The following is a 23,822-nucleotide window of genomic DNA, read 5'->3' as shown; positions in this document are numbered from 1 at the left end:
AGCGGCTGGACCGGGGGAGGCGTGAACCGTGGAAAATGGTGACTTCTTCCTTGGCCTCGCCCAGCAGGCATTGTGGGTGGCGGCGCTCGCCACCGCGCCCATCCTGCTGCCCGCGCTGCTCGCCGGGCTCATCATCGGCATGATCCAGGCCGCGACCTCGATCAACGAGGCAACCTTGTCCTTCGTGCCCAAGCTCATCATCGTGGGAGCGACGCTTGTGCTGTTCGGCGGCTCGATCCTGATGCTCGTGGTCGATTTCACGCGCGAAGTGTTCGAGCGGATCCCGGACCTGCTCTCATGATCGCACCGGGTTTCGCCGGCGTCGAGGCGCAGCTCTGGCTCTGGCTGCTTGCCATGATCCGGCCGGGGGCCGCCTTCATCGCGGCGCCGATCTTCGGCGCGGCGGCAGTGCCCCTGCAGCTGCGCATCATCCTCTCGCTCGCGATCGGCATCGCCGCGCTCAACAGCGTGCCGTTCACGCTGCCGGACGACGGGCTGGCCAGCGTCACGGGCATCGCGTTCGTCGCGGCGGAAGTGGTTGCCGGGCTCAGCCTCGGCTTTGCGCTCCAGATCGGCTACTCGGCGGCCTTCATCGCGGGCGAGTCGATCGCCAATGCCATGGGCCTGGGCTTTTCCACCATGGTCGATCCGCTGTCCGGCAATGCGACGCCGGTCGTCGGCCAGTTCCTCTCCATCATCGCCACTTTCCTGCTGCTCGCCATGGACGGCCATCTGCTGCTCGTTCGCTTCATCGTGATGAGCTATCAGGCGCTGCCGCCCGGGCATCTCATGCCCGCCGGAGCCTTCGAGGCGATCGCGCGGTTCGGCGGAACGATGTTCGCGGGCCGGCGCCGTCATCGCCTTGCCGGTCACGTTCACGCTGGTGCTGGTGCAGCTCGTCATGGCGATGCTGGCCCGCACGGCGCCCTCGCTCAACCTCTTCGCGGTCGGCATGCCGGCAACGCTGCTCGCCGGCCTCGTGCTCCTCGCCATCGCCGCACCGGTGATGGGCGAAGCCATCGTCCAGACCCTGCGCGACAGCCTCGACCTCGTCCGGGTGCTGGCGGGAGGCTGAACCATGGCAGGAGAGGCGCCCGGCGGCGAAAAGACGGAGAAACCGACTCCCAAGCGTCTTGCCGACGCCGCCAAGAAGGGAGACATCCTCCAGTCCCGCGAGCTTTCCACCGCCATGGTGGTGATGGCCGGCGTCGCCTGGCTCGCGGCGACCGGGCCGACGCTGATCGGCGCGGTGGGCCAGATGCTGGCGGATGGCCTGCGCTTCGACAGTGGGGACGTCTCGTCCTTCGCGCCGGAGCAGCGCGCGCTGCACCTCCTGGCCGTCATCGCCCTGCCGCTGGCAGGCGTGCTGCTGGCGACCTTCATTGCCGCGATTGCCGCGCCGGCCCTGCTCGGCTCGCTCGGTTTCCGGCCCCAGGCCTTCCAGCCCAAGCCGGACAAGCTCAATCCGGTCAATGGCCTCAAGCGCATCTTCGGCATTCAGGGACTGATCGAACTGGTCAAGTCGCTCGCCAAGATTCTGCTGATCGGTTCGATCGGCGCCTATCTCCTTTGGGAGCGGATGGACGTGATCCAGGGCCTGAGCAAGGCCGGGATCGAACGCGCGATCAGCGAGATGGGGTCTATCTTCATGCTCGTTGCGCTGGCCCTTGCGGCGTCGCTCTTCCTCATTGCCGGCATCGACGTGCCCGCGCAGATCCTCCAGCGCACCCGCCGCCTGAACATGACCAAGCAGGAGATCCGCGACGAGCACAAGGAAACCGAGGGTTCGCCGGAAGTGAAAGGGCAGCTGCGGCGCCGGCAATATGAAGTGCTCAACGGATCGATGCGCAAGGCCGTCGAGGAAGCATCGGTGATTCTCACCAATCCCACCCATTTTGCGGTGGCGCTGCGCTATCATCCCGGCCGCGATGCCGCGCCCGTCGTGCTGGCGCGCGGCGTGGACGACATGGCGGCGGCCATGCGCGCGCTGGCGGCGGAAAAGGGCCGGCCCATGCTGCAATATCCCGAGCTGACGCGCGCCATCTACTTCACCTCGCGCGCCGGCCAGCAGATCGACGAGCGCCTGTTCATGGCCGTCGCCATGGTGCTCGCCTTTGTGTTCCGCATCGAGAACCGCATGGCCGGCGAAATGGACCGCCCGCATATCGATCTGCCGGACGCGATGCGTTTCGATGCGGACGGTCGGAACATCGTGAATTAAGGCTTAGCGCAACTCGTCCGTCCTTTGTTGACGGGGACACATCAGAAAGCATGTGTCATGAGCGAATTATTGCCCCGCACGGGGCCCGTGGCTCGGATCGTCAGCACCGCCGAAAGGGGTTCCTCCGCCGTCCCGGCTCCGGTCCCTCCCCGGTCAGCGCATGAAGAGAACGAGAGCGAGGCCAGTTATGCGCCGACTGTCAGCAGACGGTCCTCCGCGGCGGCAGATTATGCGCGGCTGCAGGCTGACATTGCCGACGTGCTGGCCCGCATCGATCCCGCAGGCAGCAAGGGTATCGAGACCGCCAGCGTGGCGGAGCGCCAGATCCTGGCGATGATGCCCAGCCCGGTCATCATGCTGCCCTTGCCGCCGACCGATCCGGCCCTTGTCGCATTCGTCGCGCAGGTCGCCCAATCCGTGGCTGAGCGGGCGGCCCAGGCCCGGGCGGCGCAGGCGCATGCCACGCCCATCATGGTGGAAGCCGCCGCGCACTGAGCCGCGCCCGCGGGCCGCAGGGGCCTGTCCGCAAATATTCTAAAGCTTGTCGCCGTGCAGCCGTTCTGGTGCTTGAAAGGACCGCTGCTCATGGCAATCGACATCGCAGGCACGCTCGGTATTGGTTCCGGCATCAACACCGCTCAGCTCGTCGCCGATCTGACCAATGCGACCTTCGGGCCCCGGGCGAGCGTGGTCAACGAGCGCGTCAGCACGAATGATGCCCGGATTTCCGCGCTTGCTTCGGCCAAGAGCGCGCTTGGAACCTTTTCCACCGCGTTGACCGAGCTGCTCAAGACGAGCGGCTATCGGGGACAACCCGCGTCCAGCGACCCAACGGTCGCTTCCGTGGGCCTGATGCAGGGCGGCGTGCCTGCCGGCCTGCCCGCCCAGCTCGAAGTCCTTCAGCTGGCGACGGCGCAGGTACTGCAGTCATCGACGCTCACGGCCTCCAGTGCCGTCGCGGGGACCGGCAGCCTGACACTGACCGTGGGGTCCGAGAGCAAGACCATCACGCTGGCAAGCGGCGCCAACACGCTCGCCGACCTTGCCACCGCGATCAATGCCTCGGGCGCGGGCGTCACTGCCTCCGTCATGACCGACCAGAACGGCGCTCGCCTCGTCCTCAAGGGCGCCACGGGCGAGAGCAAGGCCTTCACCCTCACTGCCGGCGCGGACGCGGATGCCGACCTCCAGCGCTTCACCTGGGATGGCGCAGCGGGCGGCATGACGCGCAATCAGACGGCGGGCAATGCCCACATTCGCCTCGACAATGTCGAGATGGCGTTCGAGAGCAACGAAGTCACCACCGCGATCCCCTTCGTGCGGATCAACCTCAACAAGGCTGCCCCGGGGACCACCGTCACCCTCGCGACCGATCAGCCGAGCGCGACGATGAACGATCTCGTCCAGGAATATGTGTCGGCCTACAATGAACTGAAGCGCGCCCTGAACAGCGCCACCGCCATCACCGCAGGGACGACCGGGCTGTTGACGGCCGACCCCGGCGTTCGCGAGATGTCGCGCCGTCTCGGAGCGATGGTCGGCACGCAGCTGGCGGACAGCGGCCCCTATCGCACCCTGAGCGATCTTGGCGTGCGCACCGAGCGCGACGGCACGCTGTCGCTGGACACAGCCAAGCTCGAAGCCGCGATCCAGGCCGATCCGGCGGCCGTCACCCAGATGCTTAACCCGACGGTGCCGAGCGCATCGAATCCCGGCATCGCCGGGGCGCTCAAGGACGTGACGGACTATCTGAATGGACCGGATGGCCCGCTCACCAGCTCCACGACCACCTATGACAAGCTCAAGGCAAGCCTGCAGAAGGATCTCGACAAGCTCGAAGAGCAGCGCGGGACTTATTCCGATCAGCTGACCAAGACCTACGGCAACATGCAGACGCGGCTGCTGAAGCTGCAGGCCACGCAGAGCTATCTCGACCAGCAGATCAAGGCCTGGAACAGCAGCAACGACTGATCCGCCAGAGGCCGCAACGACTTTTCATCATCCAGAAAACGGGGAAAGCAATCATGTTCATGAGTCAGCAACCGATGCGGGCGCTGCGGCAATATGCGGCCGTGGATACCGGCAGCCGCGTGGAGGGTGCGAGCCCCCACCAGCTCGTGAAGGTGCTGTTCGACGAACTGATCCTGGCGCTCGATACCTCGGCTCTCGCACTGAGGGCCGGCGATCGCGCCAAATGCCTCGACCGCCAGACCCGCGCCCTCGCCATTCTCCACGCACTGGAGACCAGCCTCGATTTCGAGCGCGGCGGCGAGATCGCCACGAACCTCGCGGTGGTCTATCGCGAAGTGCGCCGCCGTGTGCTGGAAGCCACGACGACCAATGACGCCGTGCCGATGGAAGCGGCGCGCGGCTTCATCGGGGACATCGCCGACGCCTGGAACCAGATCGGCTGAGGGCGCCCGCACGGCGCACCGGTCATGGCCGGATCGGCCACGCACTTGGCAGCGGCGCGCGGCAGCGATAGGCATCGCGCATGAACGCGCCTGTCGATCCGCCCACCGTGCCTGCGTCCCTCGATGAGAGCTGGCGCGCCGCGCTCGGTAATGAATTCGCCGCGCCTTACATGGCGGACCTCAAGCGCTTCCTGCTGGAACGCAAGCAGGCCGGCGCGCAGATCTTCCCGCGCGGTCAGGACTGGTTCAATGCTCTCGCGCTGACGCCGCTGGATAAGGTGCGCGCCGTCATCCTCGGGCAGGATCCCTATCATGGTCCGGGGCAGGCGCATGGCCTGTGCTTTTCCGTCCGTCCCGGGGTCCGGCCGCCACCGAGCCTCGTCAACATCTTCAAGGAACTGCGCGCGGACATCGGCTTCACGCCGCCGGGCCATGGTCATCTCGACCACTGGGCGCGGCAGGGCGTGCTGCTGCTCAACAGCGTCCTCACGGTCGAGATGGGTCGGGCGGGCGCGCATGCGGGGCGTGGATGGGAGCGCTTCACAGACGCGGTCATCGCGCGGGTGGCGGCGCTGGAACAGCCCGTCGCTTTCCTGCTCTGGGGCGCTCATGCCCAGAAGAAGGCCGGTTTCGTGGAGGACGTGGCGCGCGGCGGCCGTCACCTCGTGCTGCGCGCGCCGCACCCTTCGCCGCTGTCGGCACATAACGGCTTCTTCGGTTGCCGCCACTTCTCGCAGGCCAATGCGTTCCTGGAAGCGCACGGCCGCGGCAAAATCGACTGGACATTGCCGGACGCGCATTGATCCCGCTTTCCACGCTCCGCGCGCTGGGGCAGGAGAGTTGCCGGATCGACCAGACAAGGATGTTCTGCCCATGGCTTCCGGCCTTGCCGCCCTGCTTGACGATGTTGCCGCGATCGCCCGGCTGGCCGCTGCCTCACTCGACGACGTCTCCGCCGCAGCGGGCAAGACCAGCATGAAGGCAGCAGGCGTGGTGGTGGACGATGCCGCCGTGACGCCCACTTATGTCACCGGCTTCTCGCCCGAGCGCGAATTGCCGATGATCTGGCGGATCGCGCTGGGTTCGCTGCGCAACAAGCTGCTGCTGCTGCTGCCCGCCGCCCTGCTGCTCAGCGCTTTTCTGCCCGCCGCGATCACGCCGCTGCTGATGCTCGGCGGTGCGTTCCTCTGCTTCGAGGGCGCGGAGAAGGTCGTCGAGCTGCTGGGCGGGCATCACGGAACCGAGGAAGCCCCGGAAACGGGCGATCCGGCGCATCTCGAGCAGGCCAAGGTGTCCGGCGCGATTCGCACCGACCTCATCCTGTCCGGCGAAATCATGGCCATTTCGCTCGCCGAGGTGGCGGGAGAGCCGCTGGCCATGCAGGCGCTGGTGCTTGCCGCCGTGGGTCTGGTGGTGACGGTCGGCGTCTACGGTGTCGTCGCGCTGATCGTGAAGCTGGACGATATCGGCCTGCACCTTGCCCGCCGCCAGCCTGCCGTCGTCCGGCGGTTCGGCCGGGGCCTGGTGAAGATGATGCCCGGAATCCTGGGGACGCTGGAAACGGTTGGCATGGCGGCCATGCTCTGGGTCGGTGGCGGGATCATCCTGCACGGCTTGGAAGGAACGCCGCTCGCCGCCCTGCCGCATGCGGTGCATGACATGGCGGCGGCCGTGAGCCATGCGAGCGTGGTCCTCTGGACGATCAATGCGCTGCTCTCCGCGGTATTCGGTTTCCTGGCGGGACTGGTGATCGTGGGGATCGTCCATGTGATCGGCATGATGCGCGGCCGCCACTGACCGGAACGAAGGCGGCATCCATCGATCTGATCCCGGGTCTTTGTGCGGTCAGGGTTTGTCCGGCAGGCAGCCGAAGCCCTCGCGCAGCACGGCCGAGCGTTCCGCCATCATCGGAATGGAAGCCGTGACACGCCGCGCGGCCGGATCGTCGCCATAGCGCACCAGCGCCATCCACGGCATGCCGGCAAGATCCTCCTGGCAGCTCTCGAGGCCCCGTCCCTCCACATAACGGCAGGAGCAGGTCATGCGCGCGCCAAGGCCGGCGGCCTGCGCCGCCTGATGCCGCCATCCCGACCAGCTTATCGCGACATAGAAGGCGACCAGAGCGGCCGGCACCCAGACCAGATAGCGCGCGGCGCGATTCGCGATGCGGTTGTCCCCTTTCATCGCGAGGCGTGATAGGGCGCCGGGCGATGAAGATCAAAATGCTTTGCCGCTGGAGCGCTCTTCTCGGCGCCAGCCTGTTGCTTGCCGGTGCCAGTGCCTCACAGGACGTGCCGGCACGACGCTATGCCGTGCTCGCGGACAGCCCCGGAGTCTCGGCGGCGGCGCTGCGCGAGGCGATCGATCCGCTGTTCGATGCCGCATCCGGCGAATCCGTGGGCGAGACGCGCGCGCTGATCGTGATGCGCGACGGGGAGGTCATCGCGGAACGCTATGCGGAGGGCTTCGGACCGGACAGCAGGTTCCTCTCCTGGTCCATTGCCAAGACAGTGACCGGGCTGATCGCGGGCATCATGGTATCGGATGGCAGGCTGGCGCTGGACGATCCGGCGCCTGTGCCCGCCTGGCGGCAAGCGGGTGATCCCCGGGCCGCGATCACGCTGCGGATGCTGCTGCAGATGCGCTCCGGCCTGCTGAACCGCGAGCTGTGGACGCCCGCGCGGCATTCCGACCCGCTCGACATGCTGGTCGGCGAGGGGGCAGCAGATCAGGCCGCCTTCGCCGCCGCCAAGCCGCTGGTGGATCCGGATGGCCGGACGTTCAATTACAGCAGCGCGACCAGCATGATCCTGACTGGCATCATGACGGACCAGCTCGCCGGTGCGACTCGCGACCCGCGGGCGCGGCGGGACGCGATGGCCCGCTTCCTCGCGGCGCGCTTCTCCGGGCCCTTGGGCCTCACCGGCTTCTCGCCCGAATATGACGAGAGCGGAACGCTGGACGGCTCGGTGATGATGCACATGACCGCGCGCGACTATGCACGCATCGGCGAATTCATCCGGCATCGGGGGCATCTGGACGGGCGCCAGCTCATCGCGGACCGATGGTTCGACTTCATGCTCGCGCCCTCGCCCGCGAACGCGGCTTATGGCGGCCATATCTGGCTCAATCGGGCCGGAGAGCAGGCCGCGCTGTTCCCTGGCCAGGCCACGCAACGACTCGTGGCCGGGGTAGGCAATCGCGGCCAGTATCTGCTGGTCTCGCCCGGTCAGGGGCTGACCATCGTGCGGCTCGGCGTCACGCGCGAGGAAGACATGGATGCGCTTCGCGATGCGCTCGCGCGGCTTGTCCGGCGCTTCCCGGACTGAGCGCCCGCCGATTAAAGGATGAACCGTCCTTCGATGACGGTGCGGCAGCGACCGGTGAGGATGGCACGATCGCCGGACAGGCAACAGCCGATATGGCCACCCCGGGCACTCGCCTGAAAGGCAGTGAAGCGATCTCGCCCCAACCGTGGCGCCCAATAAGCGGTCAGCAGGGCGTGGGCCGAGCCGGTCACCGGGTCCTCGTCGATGCCCGCACCGGGCGCAAACACGCGGCTCACGACATCGGTGGCGATGCCCGGCGCGGTCGCGATGGTGAGGACATCGCCATGGCGGGCCAGAGCGGGAAAATCGGGTCGCAGCGCGCGGATGCTGTCTTCGTCCGGGTAGAGGAACAGCAGGTAGCCGCCTTCCCGCCAGCGCGTCTCGACCGGGGCGACAGGCCCCAGCAGGGCTGCGATGTCCGGCCGCTCCGCCGCTTGCGTCGGCCAGGCGGGCAGATCGAGCGCATAGCCATCGCTGTCCCGTCGCACCGCCAGATCACCCGCGCGGCGGGTGCGGAAGCGCAGCACTTCGGCGTCGTCGGGCATCAGCACATGGCCGCTGGCGAGCGTCGCGTGGCCGCACAGAACCACCTCGACGGACGGCGTGAACCAGCGCAGCTCATAGTCCGCCCCGGCGTCCGCGGGCAGCTTCACCGTGAACGCCGTTTCGGCGAGATTGTTCTCCTGCGCGATCGCTTGCAGCACGCTGTCGTCGAGCCAGCGATCGAGCGGCATCACGGCGGCGGGATTGCCGGTGAACGGCGCGTCGGCGAAGGCATCGACCTGCGTGAAGGGAAGGGATGTCATGGCTCGGGCGGCTCCTTTGTGCGCGTCGGGCGCTCCATCTCGTTCACGGACTCCACGGGGTCGAGGTGGATCAGCATTTCGACGTCGGGAAAATCGCGGTGCAGGCGATCCTCGAGCGCATCCATCAGCCGGTGCCCGTGAGCGATGGTCATGGCGGGATCCACGCGCACATGGAACTGCGCGAAGTCGCGCGAGCCGCTGGTGCGGGTGCGCAGATCATGCACGTCACGCACTTCGGGATGGTCGGTGGCGATGGCGAGGAAACGCGCCCGCCTGTCGTCCGGCCATTCCTTGTCCATCAGCTGATCGATGGCGCGCGTGGCGGTGCGCATCGCGTTCCAGGCAAGCCAGAGGCCGATGGCCACGCCGAACAGGGCGTCGGCACCCCTGACTTGCAGCAGGCTTTCCAGCACCAGCGCCAGGATGACGGAGCCATTGAGCGCGAGGTCGCTGCGATAGTGAAGACTGTCCGATGCGATGGCGATCGAGCCGGTCGAGCGGATGATATGTGCCTGATAGCCGACGAGCGCGATGGTGAGGAGGATGGCGATAAGCGAGACGCCGACGCCATATTCGATGTCCACCGGCGTGCCGCCGCTTCCGAACCGCTCGATGGAGCGCACCACGATGCCAACCGCTGCGACGCTGATGAGCGATACCTGGAACAAGGCGGCCAGCGCCTCCGCCTTGCCATGGCCGAAGCGATGATCCTCGTCGGCGGGCCGGGCCGCGATCTGCACCGCGACGAGCGTGACGACGCTGGCGATCAGATCAAGGCCGGTATCCGCCAGCGAGCCGAGCATGGCGATCGAGCCCGTGCGCAGCACCGCATAGATTTTGAGCGTGCCGAGAATGAGCGCGACGCCGACGCTGGCGATCGCCGCCTTGCGATTGAGCTCGCCTCTGGCAGCGAGGCGGTGCTCGGCCGTCACGGAAAGAGATATCCAGCCCGCCAGCCCCCGGCGCCGTCCGCTTCGTAGCGGCTGCGCTCATGCAGCCGGAACATGCGGTCCAGCCAGAATTCCATTGTCTCGGGCACGAGCCGGAAGCCCGACCAGTGCGGTGGGCGCGGCACGGCGCCGCCCGCGAAGCGCGCTTCGGCCTCGGCGATGCGCTGCTCGAAGGTGCTGCGCGCATCGAGCGGGCGGGACTGGTCCGATGCCCATGCGCCGATCTGCGAATCGCGGGGCCGGCTCGCGAAATAGGCGTCGGCCGTGGCGTCGTCGACGCGGGTGACCGGCCCTTCGATGCGAATCTGGCGGCGCAATGACTTCCAGTGGAACAGCAAGGCGGCGTGGGGATTGGCGATCAGGTCGTCCGCCTTGCGACTTTCCAGATTGGTGTAGAAGGTGAAGCCGTCCGGCCCATGATCCTTGAGCAGCACCATGCGCGCCGAGGGGCGGCCGCGCGCATCGGCGGTCGCCAGCGTCATGGCATTCGCATCGCCCGGTTCGCTGGCCTGCGCTTCCCCGAACCATGTGTCGAACAGCATGAAGGGATCGGCGGCGAGCGTGGTCGGCGCGGTGGAGGTGGTGTCGGCGGGACTGGTCATGGCCGCTTCCTACGCCGGGCCGGGCGGACTGTCGAGCGACGGCGCGGGGTTGTTCACCTGCCCGCAAGGCCGTGGCGGCTACGCCTGCGCACGGGTGGCATCATGGGGTGCTTCAAGGAGGAACCATGTCTACCAGCCCTGTTCTCTCGCTTCCGCTGCTGATCGCTGCTCTGGCTTGTGCGATGCCGGCTTCCGCGCAGCCCGGCTGGGGCACGCCCGGACTGGGCCGCGCTCGCGCGGGTGCCGACGACTGGCGTTCGCCTCGCCTCGCTCGCGGGCAGGACGAACGCGAGGGCAAGGTGGACGCAGCGCGCTTCGTCGCGGAGGATGCGGGCGATGCGCTGGGTCACGGCCCGATCGCGGTCAGCGCGACTACGGGCGGGGAAGCCAGGGCCGGTGAGCCCGCGGTCTACGAAGCCGCTGTCATCGACCAGCTCGTGAAGGCCGGCTACGACACGATGAAGGCCAGCCCCGAAGGCGGGCAGATCGCCGAGATCCGCATCGTGCGCGACGTGCTCGTTCCCGAGGAGCAGAAGCGCAAGCCGGTGAGCGGCGAAATGGCAGTGGGCGTCTCGAACTATGGCTCGATGGTCGGCATGGCCGTCGGGGTCGATCTCACCAAGCCGCGCAAGGCGCTCGTCTCCACCCGGCTGGAAGCCCGCGTCCTCGACCGCGCGACCGGTAAGGCGCTCTGGGAAGGCAGGGCCGAGATGGCCACGCGCGAAGGCGATTCCCGCTGGACGGACCAGGCCATCGCCACGCGGCTGGCCGACGCATTGTTCGATGGCTTTCCCGGGAAGAGCGGCGAAACCCTCGCTCGCCGCTAGATTCAGCATTAGTACCGCCCCGTCTCCCACTTGCGGCGGGCCCCTGCAGTTGCCAGATGAATGCAGGTGGCGCATGCGTGCCGGGGCGAACGGGTGATTGAACGAAATGACTGATCCATATTCCCTGCTGGGTGTCTCGCGTAGCGCGGATGAGAAAGCGATCAAGTCCGCCTATCGCAAGCTCGCGAAGGAGCTTCATCCCGACCGGAACCAGGACAATCCCAAGGCCGCGGAGAAATTCGCCGAGGTCACGCGCGCTTATGATCTGCTGTCCGACAAGGACAAGCGCGCGCAGTTCGACCGTGGCGAGATCGATGCCGACGGCAATCCCACTCATCCTTTCGGCTTCGGCAATGGCGGCGGCCAGGGCTATTCGACCTATTCGCGCGGCGGCGGCCCCGGCGCGGAATTCGAGTTCGGGGCGGGCGGCGCCGACTTTGGCGACATTTTCGAAGGGCTGTTCGGCGGTGGCGGGCGCCGCAGCGGTGGCCCCTTCGGCGGCTTCGGCGGACGGAGCGCGCCGCCCCAGCGCGGCGCCAATATGAGCTATCGCCTCTCGGTTCCCTTCGTGGACGCCGCGACGCTTGCACCGCAGCGCATCACGCTCGCGGATGGCAAGACGATCGACCTCAAGCTGCCCGCCGGCGTGGAGAGCGGCACCCAGATGAAGCTCTCCGGCAAGGGCCAGCCGGGGCCGGCCGGCGCAGGCGATGCCATCGTCACTATCGAGGTGGCGCCGCATCCCTTCTTCGAAAAGGAGGGCGACAACGTCCGGCTCGACCTGCCGATCAGCCTCAACGAGGCCGTGAACGGCGCGCGGGTGAAGGTTCCGACGGTGGACGGGCCTGTCATGCTCGCCGTGCCGGCCGGCGCGCGCTCGGGACAGACGCTGCGGCTCAAGGGCAAGGGCTTCACGCACAAGCAGGGCGGGCGCGGCGACCAGCTCGTGACTCTGCTGATCGATCTCCCGGCGCACGATCCGGCACTGAAGGCCTTTGCCGAGGACTGGTCGGACAGCCGGCCGCTACGGGCCCATCTGGGCGTGTAATCGGCCGATTGCCGGGCCAGCGGCGTTGAAAGCGGCGCGCAATCCTGCGAAAGCACGGGCCCGCGCCGTGGGCGCCGGGCTCGCGATGTAAGGGATCGGCTGGACGCATGACATCATCCCGCCCGGAGATCTGATCCATGCTCGGGCTGTCTCCCGAATCGCCGGAAGCCCGGCGCCGCCGGCTGCGCGAGCGCGGTGCGCGCCTGCATGCCGGCATCCGGCGGAGCCGGGTGGGCGCCCGCGCGATCACGGTCCTGAAGCGGGTGGCGGTGGGCGTCTATACGGACGGGTTCATTCACGCGGGCAATCTTGCCTATCTGACTCTCGTCGCGGTGTTTCCCTTCTTCATCCTCGCCGCCGCCATCGCGCAGCTGCTGGGGCGGACACAGGCGGGGATCGCCACGGTGAACGGCTTCCTGCTCACCGTTCCCCCCAATGTGGCGGACGTGCTGCGCCCCGCCATCACGGATGTGCTGAGCGCGCGGACGGGCAATCTCTTGTGGATCGGCGCGCTGGTCGGCCTGTGGACCGTCGGCAGCCTCATCGAGACGATCCGGGATATCTTGCGCCGTGCATATGGCACGCGCTCCAAGCAGCCCTTCTGGCATTATCGCCTGCGTGCGATGGGCCTGATCATCCTCAGCGTTCTGGGCGCGCTGGTGGCGCTGTCGCTGCAAGTGCTGCTCGCTGCGGTCGAAACCGTGATCGAGAAATTCTTCCCGGTGGCGGACAAGGCGTTCGGCCTCATCACGGCCTACCGGCTGGTGCCGACCGCCTTCCTGTTCCTGGCGCTCTATTTCCTGTTCGTCGCGCTGACGCCGGGGCGCTATCGTACCGGCCCGTTCCCGAAATGGCCCGGCGCTGCCTTCACGGCCCTGTGGTGGTATGGCACGTCGCTGCTCCTGCCTCTCTTCCTTTCCCGCATCTCCAGCTACAGCCTCACTTATGGTGGTCTGGCAGGCGCGATGCTGGCTCTCATTTTTTTCTTCATCATCGGGCTCGGCGTGGTAATTGGCGCCGAACTCAATGCGGCGCTGGCCGATTTCCCCGAGGATGACGAGGAAGAAGAGCCAGCGGAAGAGACGGAGGAGCCGACTGCATGACAGGCCTGATGGCAGGCAAACGGGGGCTCATCATGGGCCTCGCCAACGACAAGTCGCTGGCCTGGGGTATCGCGAAGGCGCTGCATGCCCAGGGGGCGGAGCTTGCCTTTTCCTATCTGGGCGAGGCGCTGGAGCGGCGCGTGCGCCCGCTCGCGGAGGAGCTGGGATCCGATTTCCTCCTCTCCTGTGACGTTTCGGACATGGCGTCGATCGACACCTGCTTCGCACAGCTTGCCGAGCGCTGGCCGACGATCGATTTCCTGGTCCACGCCATCGGCTTCTCGGACAAGAACGAGCTGCGCGGCCGATATGTCGACACCAGCCTGGAGAATTTCCTCCTGACCATGAACGTCTCGGCCTACAGCTTCGTCGCGGTGACCAAGCGCGCGGTGCCGATGATGGCGAATGGCGGATCCATCCTGACGCTGACTTATTACGGCGCCGAGAAGGTCATCCCGCATTACAACGTCATGGGCGTTGCCAAGGCGGCGCTCGAGACGAGCGTCAAATATCTCGCGATGGACCTGGGGCCGGAGAATATCCGGGTGAATGCCGTTTCCGCCGGGCCGATCAAGACGCTTGCGGCATCCGGCATCGGCGACTTCCGCTACATCATGAAGTGGAACGAGCTGAACTCGCCCCTGCGGCGCAACGTCACCATCGAGGATGTGGGCGGCGCCGGCCTCTACCTGCTGTCCGATCTGGCCTCGGGCGTGACTGGCGAGATCCACCATGTCGACGCGGGCTATAATGTCATCGGGATGAAAGCCGAGGACGCGCCAGACATCGCGCTCAGCTGACGCGCGCATGAGCTTCAACACCTTCGGGCGGAGCTTCCGCTTCACCACATGGGGCGAGAGCCACGGCCCGGCGATCGGCGCCGTGGTGGATGGCTGCCCGCCGGGCATCGCGCTTTCGGAAAGCGACATCCAGCCCTGGCTGGACAAGCGCCGGCCGGGCACCTCCCGCTTCACCACGCAGCGGCAGGAGCCCGACCAAGTGCGGATCCTCTCGGGCGTGTTCGAGGGGCTAACGACGGGCACGCCCATCAGCCTGATGATCGAGAATGTCGACCAGCGCTCGAAGGATTATTCCGAAGTCGCGCAGGCTTACCGGCCCGGCCATGCCGATTATGCCTATGATGCCAAATATGGCTTCCGGGACTATCGCGGAGGCGGGCGCTCCTCCGCGCGCGAGACGGCGAGCCGGGTCGCGGCGGGCGCGGTGGCGCGGCTGGTCATCCCGCAGGTGCAGATCACCGGCTATGTGAGCGAGATCGGCGGCGATGCGATCGATCCGGCGAACTTCAATCCCACCGAGATCGGCAACAATCCCTTCTTCTGCCCGGATGCCAAGGCAGCCGCCCGCTGGGAAGCGCTGGTGGACGCGGCGCGCAAGGACGGCTCCTCGCTCGGCGCGGTGGTCGAGTGCGTCGCGACCGGCGTGCCGGCTGGCTGGGGCGCGCCGCTCTATGCGAAACTGGATAGCGAACTGGCGGCAGCCTGCATGGGCATCAATGCGGTCAAGGGCGTGGAGATCGGCGATGGCTTCGCGGCCGCCCGCCTGCGCGGCGAGCAGAATGCCGACCCCATGCGGCCCGGCAATGGCCACACGCCCATCTTCCTGGCCAACCATGCCGGCGGAATCGCGGGAGGCATCGCCACGGGCCAGCCGATCCGGGTGCGGGTAGCGTTCAAGCCCACCAGTTCCATCCTGATCCCGGTCGAGACCGTCACGCGCGAGGGCGAGGCGACCGAGATCAGGACGAAGGGCCGGCACGACCCTTGCGTCGGCATTCGCGGCGTGCCGGTGGTCGAGGCCATGGTCGCACTGGTACTCGCCGACCAGAAGCTGCTACACAGGGCCCAATGTGGATGACACGCACCTGGCCGCTGCTGATGCTCGCCGCCCTTGCCGCTTGCGGCGGGCCGACGCGCGAGGATGAAGCCAATCTCGCCGCGGCCAATGACGTCGACACCGTCATTGTTCCCGAAGAAGACGCGCCCGAGACAGCGCCCGATGAGGACCGCGATCCCTTCGACCGGCTCGGCCCCGTGCGCATCGGCGCGCGCGCGGCCGATCTGCGCAGTGCGGGCGTCGCGATCCGGACCGACGAGCCGCTGCCCGGCTCGACCTGCTCCTATGCGCGCATCACGTCCTTGCCGGACGTGTTCCTCATGCTCGACGGGCCGGTCGTGACGCGGATCGATGTCGCGACGCCTACACATCCGACCCTGGGCGGCCTCCGCGTCGGACAGAGCGAGGCCGAGGCGCTGCGGCGGCTTGGCGGCCGCGCCGTGGTCCAGCCGCATCCCTATACCGGGCCGGAAGGTCATTATCTGGTGGTGCATGAGGCAGGCGCGCCGCGCGGCCTGATCGTGGAGACGAACGGCAAGACCGTGCAGAGCTACCGTTTCGGCAACTGGGAACAGGTCCAGTGGGTCGAGGGATGCGCCTGAGCCGCCGTTCCCTGCATGGCTGAGCTGCGGCAGGCAAGCCGCATCATCCGCGTGCGCACGCCCGGTCGGGCGCTGGTCGAGATTACGGACGAGATCGCTTCATGGGTGACGGGGCAAGGCATGAGCGAAGGGCTGCTGACGCTGCTCTGCCGCCATACCTCCGCTTCGCTGACCATCCAGGAGAATGCCGCGCCGGCCGTCCGCCGCGACCTGCTCGACTGGCTGGACCGGGCCGCGCCGGAAGATCATCCCTACGCTCATGACGATGAGGGGCCGGACGACATGCCCGCGCACATCCGGACCATGGTGACGGGTGTCACGCTCTCGATCCCGCTGATCGGCGGCGCGCTGGCGCTCGGCACATGGCAGGGCATCTACCTCATGGAACATCGCCGCAGGCCGCACCATCGCGAGATCGCCCTGCATCTTCTGGGCGCCTGAATTCCAGACGGCTCGAGGCCGACCGGAGCCGGATTTTCATCGCCAGAGACAACGCGCGCATTCCTGCGGGGTGCAGGTTGGCGGCTCGCGCCCTCCGGGCCGTGTTCTGCGAACGAATGGAATTGGCGGCCTTTCGCGACATAAAGCTTCCTATATATAAAGAATGCTTTATATGCTGTTTCTGCCAGATTGAGCGGACGGGTCGCCCCCGCGCCGCACCCGAAGGAGAAGATCATGCCGTCTAAACCACCGTTTCGCGCCGATCATGTCGGCAGCTTCCTGCGCCCCAAGGCGTTGCTCGACGCCCGGGACGACTTCGCCCAGGGTAAGATCGACGCGGCGGCGCTGCGCGCGGTCGAGGACGAAGCGATCCGTGGCGTGGTCGCCTTTCAGGAAGGCGTCGGCCTCAAGGCCATCACGGACGGCGAGTATCGCCGCAAGTTCTTTCACACCGATTTCCTGCTCCAACTCGCCGGCATCGAGGAGCAGGGCGGCATGGAAGTGGCGTTCCACAATGCCATCGGCAAGGATGTGCATTTCGCCCCGCCCAAGATGGTGGTGACCGGTAAGATCGGCCATGCAAAGCCGATCCAGCGCGCGGACTACGAGTTCCTGGCGAGCGTCACGCGCGAGACGCCGAAGGTCACGATTCCCTCCCCCACGATGCTCCATTTCCGCGCCGGGCGCGAAGGGATCAGCGAGGCGGCCTATCCCGACATGACCGAGTTCTTCGCTGACGTCGCGGCCGCCTATCAGGAGGAAGTCGCCGATCTCGCCGATGCCGGCTGCCGCTATCTGCAGCTCGATGACACCAACCTCGCTTATCTGTGCGACGACACGCAGCGCGAGAATGCCCGCAAGCGGGGCCTCGATCCCGATGATCTGCCGCGCCATTATGCCAAGATGATCAACGATGCGATCGCGACGGCGCCGGACGACATGTTCACTGCCGTGCATCTGTGCCGGGGCAATTTCCGCTCGAGCTGGGCGGCCGAGGGCGGCTATGAGCCGGTCGCCGAGATCATGTTCAACGAGCTGGCGATCGACAGCTTCCTGCTCGAATATGATGACGCCCGTTCAGGCGATTTCGCGCCGCTGCGCTTTCTCCCCAAGGGCAAGATCGTGGTGCTGGGCCTCGTTACCACCAAGCTCGGCGAGCTGGAGACCAAGGACGACATCAAGCGGCGCATCGAGGAGGCCGCGAAGTTCGCGCCGCTCGATCAGCTCGCTCTGTCGCCCCAGTGCGGTTTCGCCTCGACGGTGCACGGCAACGACATCGAGGTCGAGCAGCAGAAGGCGAAGATGGAGCTGGTGGTCGAAGTGGCCGAGGAAGTCTGGGGTAGCGCCTGAGAACGCGCCGGGGCGCTCACTGCCCCACGGATGAAACAGGAAAGGGCCGCTCGGTGATCCCGGGCGGCCCTTTTCCTTTGTCCCGTTCGCGAGCGGATCAGTTGACGGGCGGCACCGGCTGCGGCGGCGCGTCCGGATCGTCCTCATGCACTTCGACATGGCCAAGGCCGACATGGCTGCGCTTGCGGCTGTAGCCGAAATAGACGGCCAGGCCGATGGCTGCCCAGATCAGGAAGAGAATGATGCTCTTGTGATCGAGGCTGACGAACAGATAGGCACAGCCGGCAATCGCGATCGGCGCCGTGAGATAGACGGCGGGCGTACGGAACGGCCGGTGGCGCGTGGGGTCCGTCCGGCGCAGAGCAAGGACTGCGATGGACACGGCGGCGAAGGCGAACAGCGTGCCGGAGTTGGAGATGTTGGCGAGCTGGCCGACCGGGAAGAAGGCCGCGAACAGCGCCACGAAGACGCCGGTGATGATCGTGATGACGTGCGGCGTGTTGAAGCGCGGATGGATCTTCGAGAAGGCCGGGGGCAGCAGCCCGTCGCGGCTCATGACGAAGAAGATGCGGGTCTGGCCGAACATCATCATGAGGATGACGGAGGGCAGGGCGAGCCCGGCGGCGAGGCCGAGCAGGTTGCCGATTTGCGGCCAGCCGATCTCGCGCAGCGTGAAGGCCAGCGCTTCCTTGGAGCAGACCACGTCCTTGAAGCCTTCCGCTGCGCGCGCCGCGCACTGCGTGGCGAGTTCGCGGCTGCCGGGCTCGAGCACGAGGCCCGCCGCGTCACGCACCGGCTGGCTCGAGAGGCCCGGCGCACCGATGACGCCCGCCGCCACCAGCAGGTAGAAGACGGTGCAGAAGAGAAGGCTGCCGATCAGGCCGATGGGCATGTTGCGCTGCGGGTTCCTCGTCTCCTCAGCCGCCGTCGACACCGCGTCGAAGCCCACATAAGCGAAGAAGATCGATGCCGCCGCCATCGAGATGCCCAGGAAGCCGGTCGGCGCGAATGGCGAGAACTGCTCGCTGTTCATGACCGGGATCGCCAGGATGATGAACAAGGTGAGCGCCGTCACCTTGATGGCGACGAGAACGGCATTGACGGTCGCGCTTTCCTTGGTGCCGATGACCAGCAGCCAAGTCACCAGTCCCGCGATGAGCATCGCCGGCAGGTTGATGAGGCCGCCATCGAACGGGCCCAGCACCAGCAGGTCAGGTATGTCTATGGAAAAGGCGTGCTCGATCAGGCCGATGACATAGCCGGACCAGCCGACCGACACGGCGCCCGCCGCCACGGCATATTCGAGGATGAGTGCCCAGCCGACCATCCATGCGATGATCTCGCCCATGACGGCATAGCTGTAAGTGTAGGCCGAGCCGGACACCGGCACCATCGAGGCCATTTCCGCATAGCAGAGCGCCGCGACGGCGCAGACGAAGCCGGCGATGATGAAGCTGATCATCATGCCCGGGCCCGCCTTCTGGGCGGCCTCGGCGGTCAGAACGAAAATGCCGGTGCCGATGACCGCGCCAATGCCCAGCATGGTGAGCTGGAAAGCCCCCAGCGAGCGGTGCAGCGATTTCTTTTCGGCAGTAGCGAGAATGGCGTCCAGCGGCTTGATGCGGCCAAAAATCATGCGCTTGTCTCTTTCGATGTGCAGCGGTCGATGTGCCGCTGTCCCCCTGAATGGGGAGGCAGACTAGAGACTAAATCATTGGGTGCAAGTGCGAAGCAGTCCGGCGCGGTGGCGCGAAACCCGCCGATGCGTCCGGCCGAGGGTCAGCGGGCCAGCATCGGCCCCAGCGGCTTTCCGCCGAAGATGTGAACATGGAGGTGGGGCACTTCCTGCCCGCCGTCCTCGCCGACATTGGCGAGCAGCCGATAGCCCGGCTCGACCAGCCCCGCCTCGCGCGCGATCAGCCCGATGGCGCGGACATAAGCGCCGATTTCCGCATCGCTGGCGCGGCTGGAAAAATCATCCCAGCTTACATAGGCGCCCTTGGGGATGACCAGGACATGGGTCGGCGCCTTGGGCGATATGTCGTGGAAGGCGAGGACATGCTCATCCTCGTAGACCGTCTTGTTCGGGATTTCCCCCCGCAGGATCCGCGCGAAGATATTTCCCTCGTCATAGGGCAGCGTGGGATCGATGGGCACGGCTCTACTCCTTCGGGCGGGACGATTTCTCGACGATGCCGGAGACGCCTTCCCGCCGGTCCAGCTCGGCGCAGACATCCGCCAGGCTGACGCCGCAATCGGACAGCAGGACGATGAGATGGAACATCAGGTCCGCAGCCTCGCCGGTCAGCGCATCCGGATCGCTCCCGAGAGCGGCGATCACGGTCTCGACCGCTTCCTCCCCCAGCTTCTGCGCGATCTTGGGCCGGCCGGCCCGGAAGAGCTTCGCGACATAAGAAGTCGCGGGGTCGGCGCCGCGCCTGTCCTGAATCCGTTTCTCGAGGCGAGCCAATGTCTCCATGGGGCGACGTCCTTGCCGCTGCGGCGTCCGCCGTCAATGGATTTTGCGCGGCGTGCGCGACGGGACCAGCGTTTGGGAATGGGGTTTCCGGTGCGACGCAGGCGAGTGGATGCTGCCGCCTGTCGCTGGCTCGGCGGTGTTCAGCGGCGCTGCTTCGGGCGGGGCCTCGGACCGCTCCGGATGACCAGCCTGCCGATGAGGAAAGCCGCTCCTGCCGCAGCGAGGAGCGCCCAGTCAGGCGTTCGGGAACCTGGTGCCGCGTCATTTGGGGGCGCATAGAAGATCGCAGCGATGCCGAGCATCGCTCCGCCGATAAGCACAGCCGCCAGCAGCATGCGCAAGCCCATGCCAAGCTTCATATCCGTCCCCCCACAAGGACAATCACTGTCATCGCGCCCGGCTCGAGCCGGCGTTCGTCACGATAAGGAATGCGACCCTCAGGCACTCATGCACTGCGGACGGGAACCCCGGCGGCCGCAAGCGCGAACCGTGCCTCTTTAACGCTATGCTGCCCGAAGTGAAAGATGGATGCCGCCAGAACCGCGCTCGCATGGCCCGATTTCACGCCCTCGACCAGATGATCCAAGGTGCCCACGCCGCCGCTCGCCACCACCGGCACCGGTGCAGCATCGGCGATCGTGCGGATCAGCTCAATGTCATAGCCTTGCCGCGTCCCATCGCTGTCCATGGAGGTGACGAGCAGCTCGCCTGCTCCCAGCGCTGCCAGGCGCAGCGCATGGGCAATCGCGTCGATGCCTGTCGCGCGGCGGCCGCCATGGGTGAAGATCTCCCATCGTCCCGGGCCGCTGCGCCGCGCATCGACCGAGGCCACGACGCACTGGCTGCCGAACCTGTCGGCGATCTCGCCCACGAGCTCCGGGCGCGCGACGGCGGCGCTGTTCACCGCTACCTTGTCCGCACCGGCAAGCAGCAGGGCGCGCGCATCGGCCGCGGAGCGCACGCCCCCGCCGACAGTGAGCGGCATGAAGCAGACTTCGGCCGTCCGCGCGACGATATCGAGCAGCGTGCCACGATCCTCGTGACTGGCCGTGATATCGAGGAAGCACAGTTCGTCTGCGCCGGCCGCGTCGTAGACTCGCGCTTGCTCCACCGGATCGCCGGCGTCCCGCAGGTCGACGAAATTGACGCCCTTCACCACCCGGCCGTTGGCAACGTCGAGGCAGGGAATGATCCGAGTGCGGACGGTCATACCGCGCAGGCCACTTCGATCGCCGTCCGCAGGTCGAGCCGGCCGTCATAAAGCGCGCGCCCGGTCACGACGCCTTCGATCCCGTCTCCCGCATGGAGGCTGAGGATGCGGATGTCCGAAATGCCGGCCACGCCGCCGCTGGCGATGACCGGAATGTCCACCGCCCGGGCAAGATCGACGGTCGCCTCGATATTGACGCCCTTGAGCAGCCCGTCGCGTCCCACGTCCGTGAAGAGCAGCGATGCCACACCGGCATCCTCGAACCGGCGCGCCAGATCGACGACCGGCATGTCCGACTTTTCGGCCCAGCCGTCCGTGGCGATCATGCCGTCGCGCGCATCCACGGCGACCACGATGCCGCCCGGATAAGCGGCCGCCATGTCCTTCACGAATTGGGGGTTCTTGAGCGCTGCCGTGCCGATGACCACGCGCGACACGCCGACCTCGAACCAGCCCTGGACCGCCTGCGCGTCCCGGATGCCGCCGCCAAGCTGGACATGCCCGGGAAAGGCCGCGACAATCGAAGCGATCGCCGCGCCATTGACGGCACGGCCGGCAAAGGAGCCATCGAGATCCACCACGTGGAGGAAATCGGAGCCCTGCTCGGCGAACAGCCGCGCCTGATGGGCCGGATCATCGCCATAGACAGTGGCGCGGTCCATGTCGCCTTCCGCCAGTCGCACGACCTGCCCGCCCTTGAGGTCGATTGCGGGAAAGACGATGAAGGGCGGGACGCCGCCGGCAGCGCTCATGGCTTCCACTCCAGAAAGCGTGCGAGCGTCGCGAGACCGTAAGCCTGGCTCTTCTCGGGATGAAACTGCACGCCGAGGATATTGTCCCGGCCGACGGCCGCCACCAGCGCCCCGCCATGGTCCGTGACGGCCATGACATGCGCAGGATCAGCCACCGCGAAATGATAGCTGTGCAGGAAATAGGCCTCGCCGGGAACGAGCAAGGGATGCGCCGCCGCCGGCGTCACATCGTTCCAGCCCATATGCGGCACCTTGATGCCGGGGACTGTCGGCTCGATCAGCCGCACCGTTCCGGGAATCCAGCCGAGACCGGCGTGACGGCCGAATTCCTCGCCCGCATCGGCGAGCAATTGCATGCCCACGCAGATGCCCAGGAACGGCCGTCCGCCATCGAACACTGCTTCCCGCATGGCGTCGATCATGCCCGGTATGGCCCGCAGCGGCTCGATGCAGGCGCGAAACGCGCCGACACCCGGCAGCACGACACGATCCGCGCGGCGAACGACCTCGGCATCGGCCGTGATGACCACGCCATGCGCGCCGGCCGCCCTCAGGGCATTGTGCACCGAGTGCAGGTTGCCGGCGCCATAATCGATGAGGGCGACGGTCATGGCGCCCTACAGCACGCCCTTAGTGGAGGGGATCGCATCGCTCTTGCGCGGGTCGATCTCCACCGCGCTGCGCAGCGCCCGTGCCAGCCCCTTGAAGCAGCTTTCGACGATGTGATGGTTGTTGGAGCCGTACAGCGTCTCGACATGAAGCGTGATGCCGGCGCTCTGGGTGAAGCTCTGGAACCAGTGCTCGATCAGCTCGGTATCCCATTCGCCGAGGCGCTGCATGCCGATCTGCACTTTCCAGACCAGCCAGGGCCGGCCGCTGATGTCCAGCGCGACGCGCGTCAACGTCTCGTCCATGGGCGAATGCGCTTCGCCATAACGGCGGATGCCGCGCTTGTCGCCCAGCGCCTTGGCAATCGCCTCGCCGACCGCAATGCCGGTATCTTCCGTGGTGTGATGCTGGTCGACATGCAGGTCGCCGACCGTCTTCACGTCCAGATCGATCAGCGAGTGGCGCGAAAGCTGCTCGAGCATGTGATCGAGGAAACCGATACCGGTCGAGATGGCGTAGTTGCCCGTCCCGTCGAGATTGACCCGCACGTCGATGGACGTTTCCGCGGTCTTCCTGCTGACTTCTGCCGTGCGCATGGCTGCGGCCTATAGCGCGCTCGCGCGGGGGCGCAACGTGCTTCTCCCATGGCCGGAGCGCCGCGACATGAACGCCCGGCGCCGCTCCCCGCTTGACCACCCCGTCCTCTGCGCTAGGACTGTGGCCATGACGGACGAGACGCCTGACAGCTTGATTCCCTATGACGAGATCGTCCAGGAAGCCCTTCGCGCCATACCGGGGCGCGTGCTCAAGGATATCGAGCGGACCGGGGCGCTGCCCGGCAACCATCATTTCTACATCACATTCAAGACGCAGGCACCCGGCGTCAGCATTCCGCAGCGGCTGGTCGAGCGCTTTCCCGACGAGATGACCATCGTGCTCCAGCACAAGTTCTGGGACCTGAAGGTCGGGGCGGACACGTTCGAGGTGAGCTTGACCTTCAATCAGGTGCCGGCGCATCTGGTGATCCCCTTTGCCGCGCTGCGTTTCTTCGTGGACCCTGCGGTGAACTTCAGCCTGGAGTTCCAGGTGCAGGACAGCGGCGACGAGCCCGATCCCCATGACGCGGCGGAGAATGACGAGCCCGCGATCGATGGCGATGAGGGCTCGAACGTGGTGACGATCGACTTCGGCAAGAAGAAGTAGGCCTCTCGGCGACCGGCCT

General features: G+C 66.8%; 28 protein-coding genes and 1 pseudogene. 18 read left to right on the top strand and 11 right to left on the bottom strand.

Features of this window, described 5'->3' with window-relative positions:
* Positions 1 to 28: 28 nt before the first annotated feature.
* From fliQ to HNP60_RS01185, 8 genes and pseudogenes are all read left to right on the top strand, one after another.
* Entirely contained in the window at positions 29 to 301 is a 273-nt protein-coding gene (fliQ, locus tag HNP60_RS01220) for a flagellar biosynthesis protein FliQ (RefSeq protein WP_014074609.1), read from the top strand.
* Positions 298 to 1,075 (top strand): annotated as a pseudogene (gene fliR, locus HNP60_RS01215) (flagellar biosynthetic protein FliR). Before fliQ ends, fliR begins: the two are co-directional and overlap by 4 nt.
* 3 nt (positions 1,076 to 1,078) lie before the next feature.
* A complete protein-coding gene (locus HNP60_RS01210) occupies positions 1,079 to 2,221 on the top strand; it encodes an EscU/YscU/HrcU family type III secretion system export apparatus switch protein (protein ID WP_014074607.1) in 1,143 nt (380 codons plus the stop codon).
* 57 nt (positions 2,222 to 2,278) lie between these two features.
* Complete coding sequence (locus HNP60_RS01205; protein ID WP_184149185.1) at positions 2,279 to 2,716, top strand: hypothetical protein; 438 nt, start codon at positions 2,279 to 2,281, stop codon at positions 2,714 to 2,716.
* Between the two features lie 90 nt (positions 2,717 to 2,806).
* Positions 2,807 to 4,192, top strand: coding sequence for a flagellar filament capping protein FliD (gene fliD / locus HNP60_RS01200; protein ID WP_184149181.1), 1,386 nt, complete (start codon positions 2,807 to 2,809; stop codon positions 4,190 to 4,192).
* Between the two features lie 53 nt (positions 4,193 to 4,245).
* The gene (fliS, locus tag HNP60_RS01195) at positions 4,246 to 4,635 is read left to right on the top strand and encodes a flagellar export chaperone FliS (protein WP_014074604.1); all 390 of its coding nucleotides are present in this window, start codon (positions 4,246 to 4,248) and stop codon (positions 4,633 to 4,635) included.
* An 80-nt stretch (positions 4,636 to 4,715) separates the two neighbouring features.
* Positions 4,716 to 5,438 carry a uracil-DNA glycosylase gene (gene ung / locus HNP60_RS01190; RefSeq protein WP_184149179.1) on the top strand — a complete coding sequence of 241 codons (723 nt, stop codon included), beginning with the start codon at positions 4,716 to 4,718 and terminating at the stop codon, positions 5,436 to 5,438.
* A 70-nt stretch (positions 5,439 to 5,508) separates the two neighbouring features.
* Positions 5,509 to 6,432: a DUF808 domain-containing protein gene (locus HNP60_RS01185; protein ID WP_184149176.1), complete on the top strand. Its 924-nt coding sequence runs from the start codon at positions 5,509 to 5,511 to the stop codon at positions 6,430 to 6,432.
* Positions 6,433 to 6,480: 48 nt separating this feature from the next.
* Here HNP60_RS01185 and HNP60_RS01180 read toward each other — a convergent pair whose 3' ends face one another.
* Entirely contained in the window at positions 6,481 to 6,819 is a 339-nt protein-coding gene (locus HNP60_RS01180) for a hypothetical protein (protein WP_184149173.1), read from the bottom strand.
* A gap of 26 nt (positions 6,820 to 6,845) precedes the next feature.
* Between HNP60_RS01180 and HNP60_RS01175 the strand changes: the two genes are divergently transcribed.
* Entirely contained in the window at positions 6,846 to 7,964 is a 1,119-nt protein-coding gene (locus HNP60_RS01175) for a serine hydrolase domain-containing protein (RefSeq protein WP_260394594.1), read from the top strand.
* An 11-nt stretch (positions 7,965 to 7,975) separates the two neighbouring features.
* Here the strand turns inward: HNP60_RS01175 and HNP60_RS01170 are convergent, their stop codons facing one another.
* The 3 genes from HNP60_RS01170 to pdxH are packed head-to-tail and all read right to left on the bottom strand — an operon-like array spanning position 7,976 to position 10,322.
* A complete protein-coding gene (locus tag HNP60_RS01170) occupies positions 7,976 to 8,770 on the bottom strand; it encodes a PhzF family phenazine biosynthesis protein (protein WP_184149170.1) in 795 nt (264 codons plus the stop codon).
* On the bottom strand, positions 8,767 to 9,702 hold the full coding sequence (locus HNP60_RS01165; RefSeq protein ID WP_184149167.1) for a cation diffusion facilitator family transporter: 936 nt from the start codon (positions 9,700 to 9,702) through the stop codon (positions 8,767 to 8,769). The genes HNP60_RS01170 and HNP60_RS01165 overlap by 4 nt, the downstream gene beginning before the upstream one ends.
* Entirely contained in the window at positions 9,699 to 10,322 is a 624-nt protein-coding gene (gene pdxH / locus HNP60_RS01160) for a pyridoxamine 5'-phosphate oxidase (protein ID WP_184149164.1), read from the bottom strand. Before pdxH ends, HNP60_RS01165 begins: the two co-directional genes overlap by 4 nt.
* Positions 10,323 to 10,447: 125 nt before the next feature.
* Between pdxH and HNP60_RS01155 the strand changes: the two genes are divergently transcribed.
* The 8 genes from HNP60_RS01155 (at position 10,448) to HNP60_RS01120 (ending at position 17,550) form a co-directional block, all read left to right on the top strand.
* Complete coding sequence (locus HNP60_RS01155; protein WP_184149162.1) at positions 10,448 to 11,149, top strand: DUF4136 domain-containing protein; 702 nt, start codon at positions 10,448 to 10,450, stop codon at positions 11,147 to 11,149.
* Positions 11,150 to 11,255: 106 nt separating this feature from the next.
* Positions 11,256 to 12,197 carry a DnaJ C-terminal domain-containing protein gene (locus tag HNP60_RS01150; RefSeq protein ID WP_184149159.1) on the top strand — a complete coding sequence of 314 codons (942 nt, stop codon included), beginning with the start codon at positions 11,256 to 11,258 and terminating at the stop codon, positions 12,195 to 12,197.
* A 137-nt stretch (positions 12,198 to 12,334) separates the two neighbouring features.
* Positions 12,335 to 13,300 (top strand): YihY/virulence factor BrkB family protein, encoded by a 966-nt coding sequence (locus tag HNP60_RS01145; protein ID WP_184149157.1) that lies wholly within the window; start codon positions 12,335 to 12,337, stop codon positions 13,298 to 13,300.
* Entirely contained in the window at positions 13,297 to 14,100 is an 804-nt protein-coding gene (gene fabI / locus HNP60_RS01140) for an enoyl-ACP reductase FabI (protein WP_184051514.1), read from the top strand. Before HNP60_RS01145 ends, fabI begins: the two co-directional genes overlap by 4 nt.
* Positions 14,101 to 14,107: 7 nt before the next feature.
* Positions 14,108 to 15,178: a chorismate synthase gene (gene aroC / locus HNP60_RS01135; RefSeq protein WP_184051516.1), complete on the top strand. Its 1,071-nt coding sequence runs from the start codon at positions 14,108 to 14,110 to the stop codon at positions 15,176 to 15,178.
* On the top strand, positions 15,175 to 15,759 hold the full coding sequence (locus tag HNP60_RS01130; RefSeq protein ID WP_184149154.1) for a hypothetical protein: 585 nt from the start codon (positions 15,175 to 15,177) through the stop codon (positions 15,757 to 15,759). The genes aroC and HNP60_RS01130 overlap by 4 nt, the downstream gene beginning before the upstream one ends.
* A gap of 15 nt (positions 15,760 to 15,774) precedes the next feature.
* Positions 15,775 to 16,200 (top strand): secondary thiamine-phosphate synthase enzyme YjbQ, encoded by a 426-nt coding sequence (locus HNP60_RS01125; protein WP_420825214.1) that lies wholly within the window; start codon positions 15,775 to 15,777, stop codon positions 16,198 to 16,200.
* 234 nt (positions 16,201 to 16,434) lie between these two features.
* Positions 16,435 to 17,550: a 5-methyltetrahydropteroyltriglutamate--homocysteine S-methyltransferase gene (locus HNP60_RS01120; protein ID WP_184149151.1), complete on the top strand. Its 1,116-nt coding sequence runs from the start codon at positions 16,435 to 16,437 to the stop codon at positions 17,548 to 17,550.
* Positions 17,551 to 17,647: 97 nt separating this feature from the next.
* Here HNP60_RS01120 and HNP60_RS01115 read toward each other — a convergent pair whose 3' ends face one another.
* The 7 genes from HNP60_RS01115 to hisB form a co-directional block, all read right to left on the bottom strand.
* Positions 17,648 to 19,186 (bottom strand): amino acid permease, encoded by a 1,539-nt coding sequence (locus HNP60_RS01115; RefSeq protein WP_184149148.1) that lies wholly within the window; start codon positions 19,184 to 19,186, stop codon positions 17,648 to 17,650.
* Between the two features lie 143 nt (positions 19,187 to 19,329).
* The gene (locus HNP60_RS01110; protein ID WP_184051524.1) at positions 19,330 to 19,707 is read right to left on the bottom strand and encodes an HIT domain-containing protein; all 378 of its coding nucleotides are present in this window, start codon (positions 19,705 to 19,707) and stop codon (positions 19,330 to 19,332) included.
* Positions 19,708 to 19,711: 4 nt separating this feature from the next.
* The gene (locus HNP60_RS01105; RefSeq protein ID WP_184051527.1) at positions 19,712 to 20,029 is read right to left on the bottom strand and encodes a phosphoribosyl-ATP diphosphatase; all 318 of its coding nucleotides are present in this window, start codon (positions 20,027 to 20,029) and stop codon (positions 19,712 to 19,714) included.
* A gap of 445 nt (positions 20,030 to 20,474) precedes the next feature.
* Entirely contained in the window at positions 20,475 to 21,239 is a 765-nt protein-coding gene (hisF, locus tag HNP60_RS01100; protein WP_184149145.1) for an imidazole glycerol phosphate synthase subunit HisF, read from the bottom strand.
* Positions 21,236 to 21,991, bottom strand: coding sequence for a 1-(5-phosphoribosyl)-5-[(5-phosphoribosylamino)methylideneamino]imidazole-4-carboxamide isomerase (hisA, locus tag HNP60_RS01095; RefSeq protein ID WP_184149142.1), 756 nt, complete (start codon positions 21,989 to 21,991; stop codon positions 21,236 to 21,238). The genes hisF and hisA overlap by 4 nt, the downstream gene beginning before the upstream one ends.
* Positions 21,988 to 22,602, bottom strand: coding sequence for an imidazole glycerol phosphate synthase subunit HisH (gene hisH / locus HNP60_RS01090; RefSeq protein WP_184051532.1), 615 nt, complete (start codon positions 22,600 to 22,602; stop codon positions 21,988 to 21,990). Before hisH ends, hisA begins: the two co-directional genes overlap by 4 nt.
* 6 nt (positions 22,603 to 22,608) lie before the next feature.
* Positions 22,609 to 23,196 (bottom strand): imidazoleglycerol-phosphate dehydratase HisB, encoded by a 588-nt coding sequence (gene hisB, locus HNP60_RS01085; protein ID WP_184149139.1) that lies wholly within the window; start codon positions 23,194 to 23,196, stop codon positions 22,609 to 22,611.
* Positions 23,197 to 23,323: 127 nt separating this feature from the next.
* Between hisB and HNP60_RS01080 the strand changes: the two genes are divergently transcribed.
* Positions 23,324 to 23,803, top strand: a complete 480-nt coding sequence (locus HNP60_RS01080) for an SspB family protein (RefSeq protein WP_041391669.1) — start codon at positions 23,324 to 23,326, stop codon at positions 23,801 to 23,803.
* Positions 23,804 to 23,822 lie beyond the last annotated feature (19 nt).

It is taken from the genome of Sphingobium lignivorans (genome assembly GCF_014203955.1).
In the GTDB taxonomy this organism is placed as follows: Bacteria; Pseudomonadota; Alphaproteobacteria; order Sphingomonadales; family Sphingomonadaceae; genus Sphingobium; species Sphingobium lignivorans.
The sequence above is the reverse complement of the archived record's forward strand: the minus strand, read 5'-3'. Positions and strand labels throughout refer to the sequence as shown.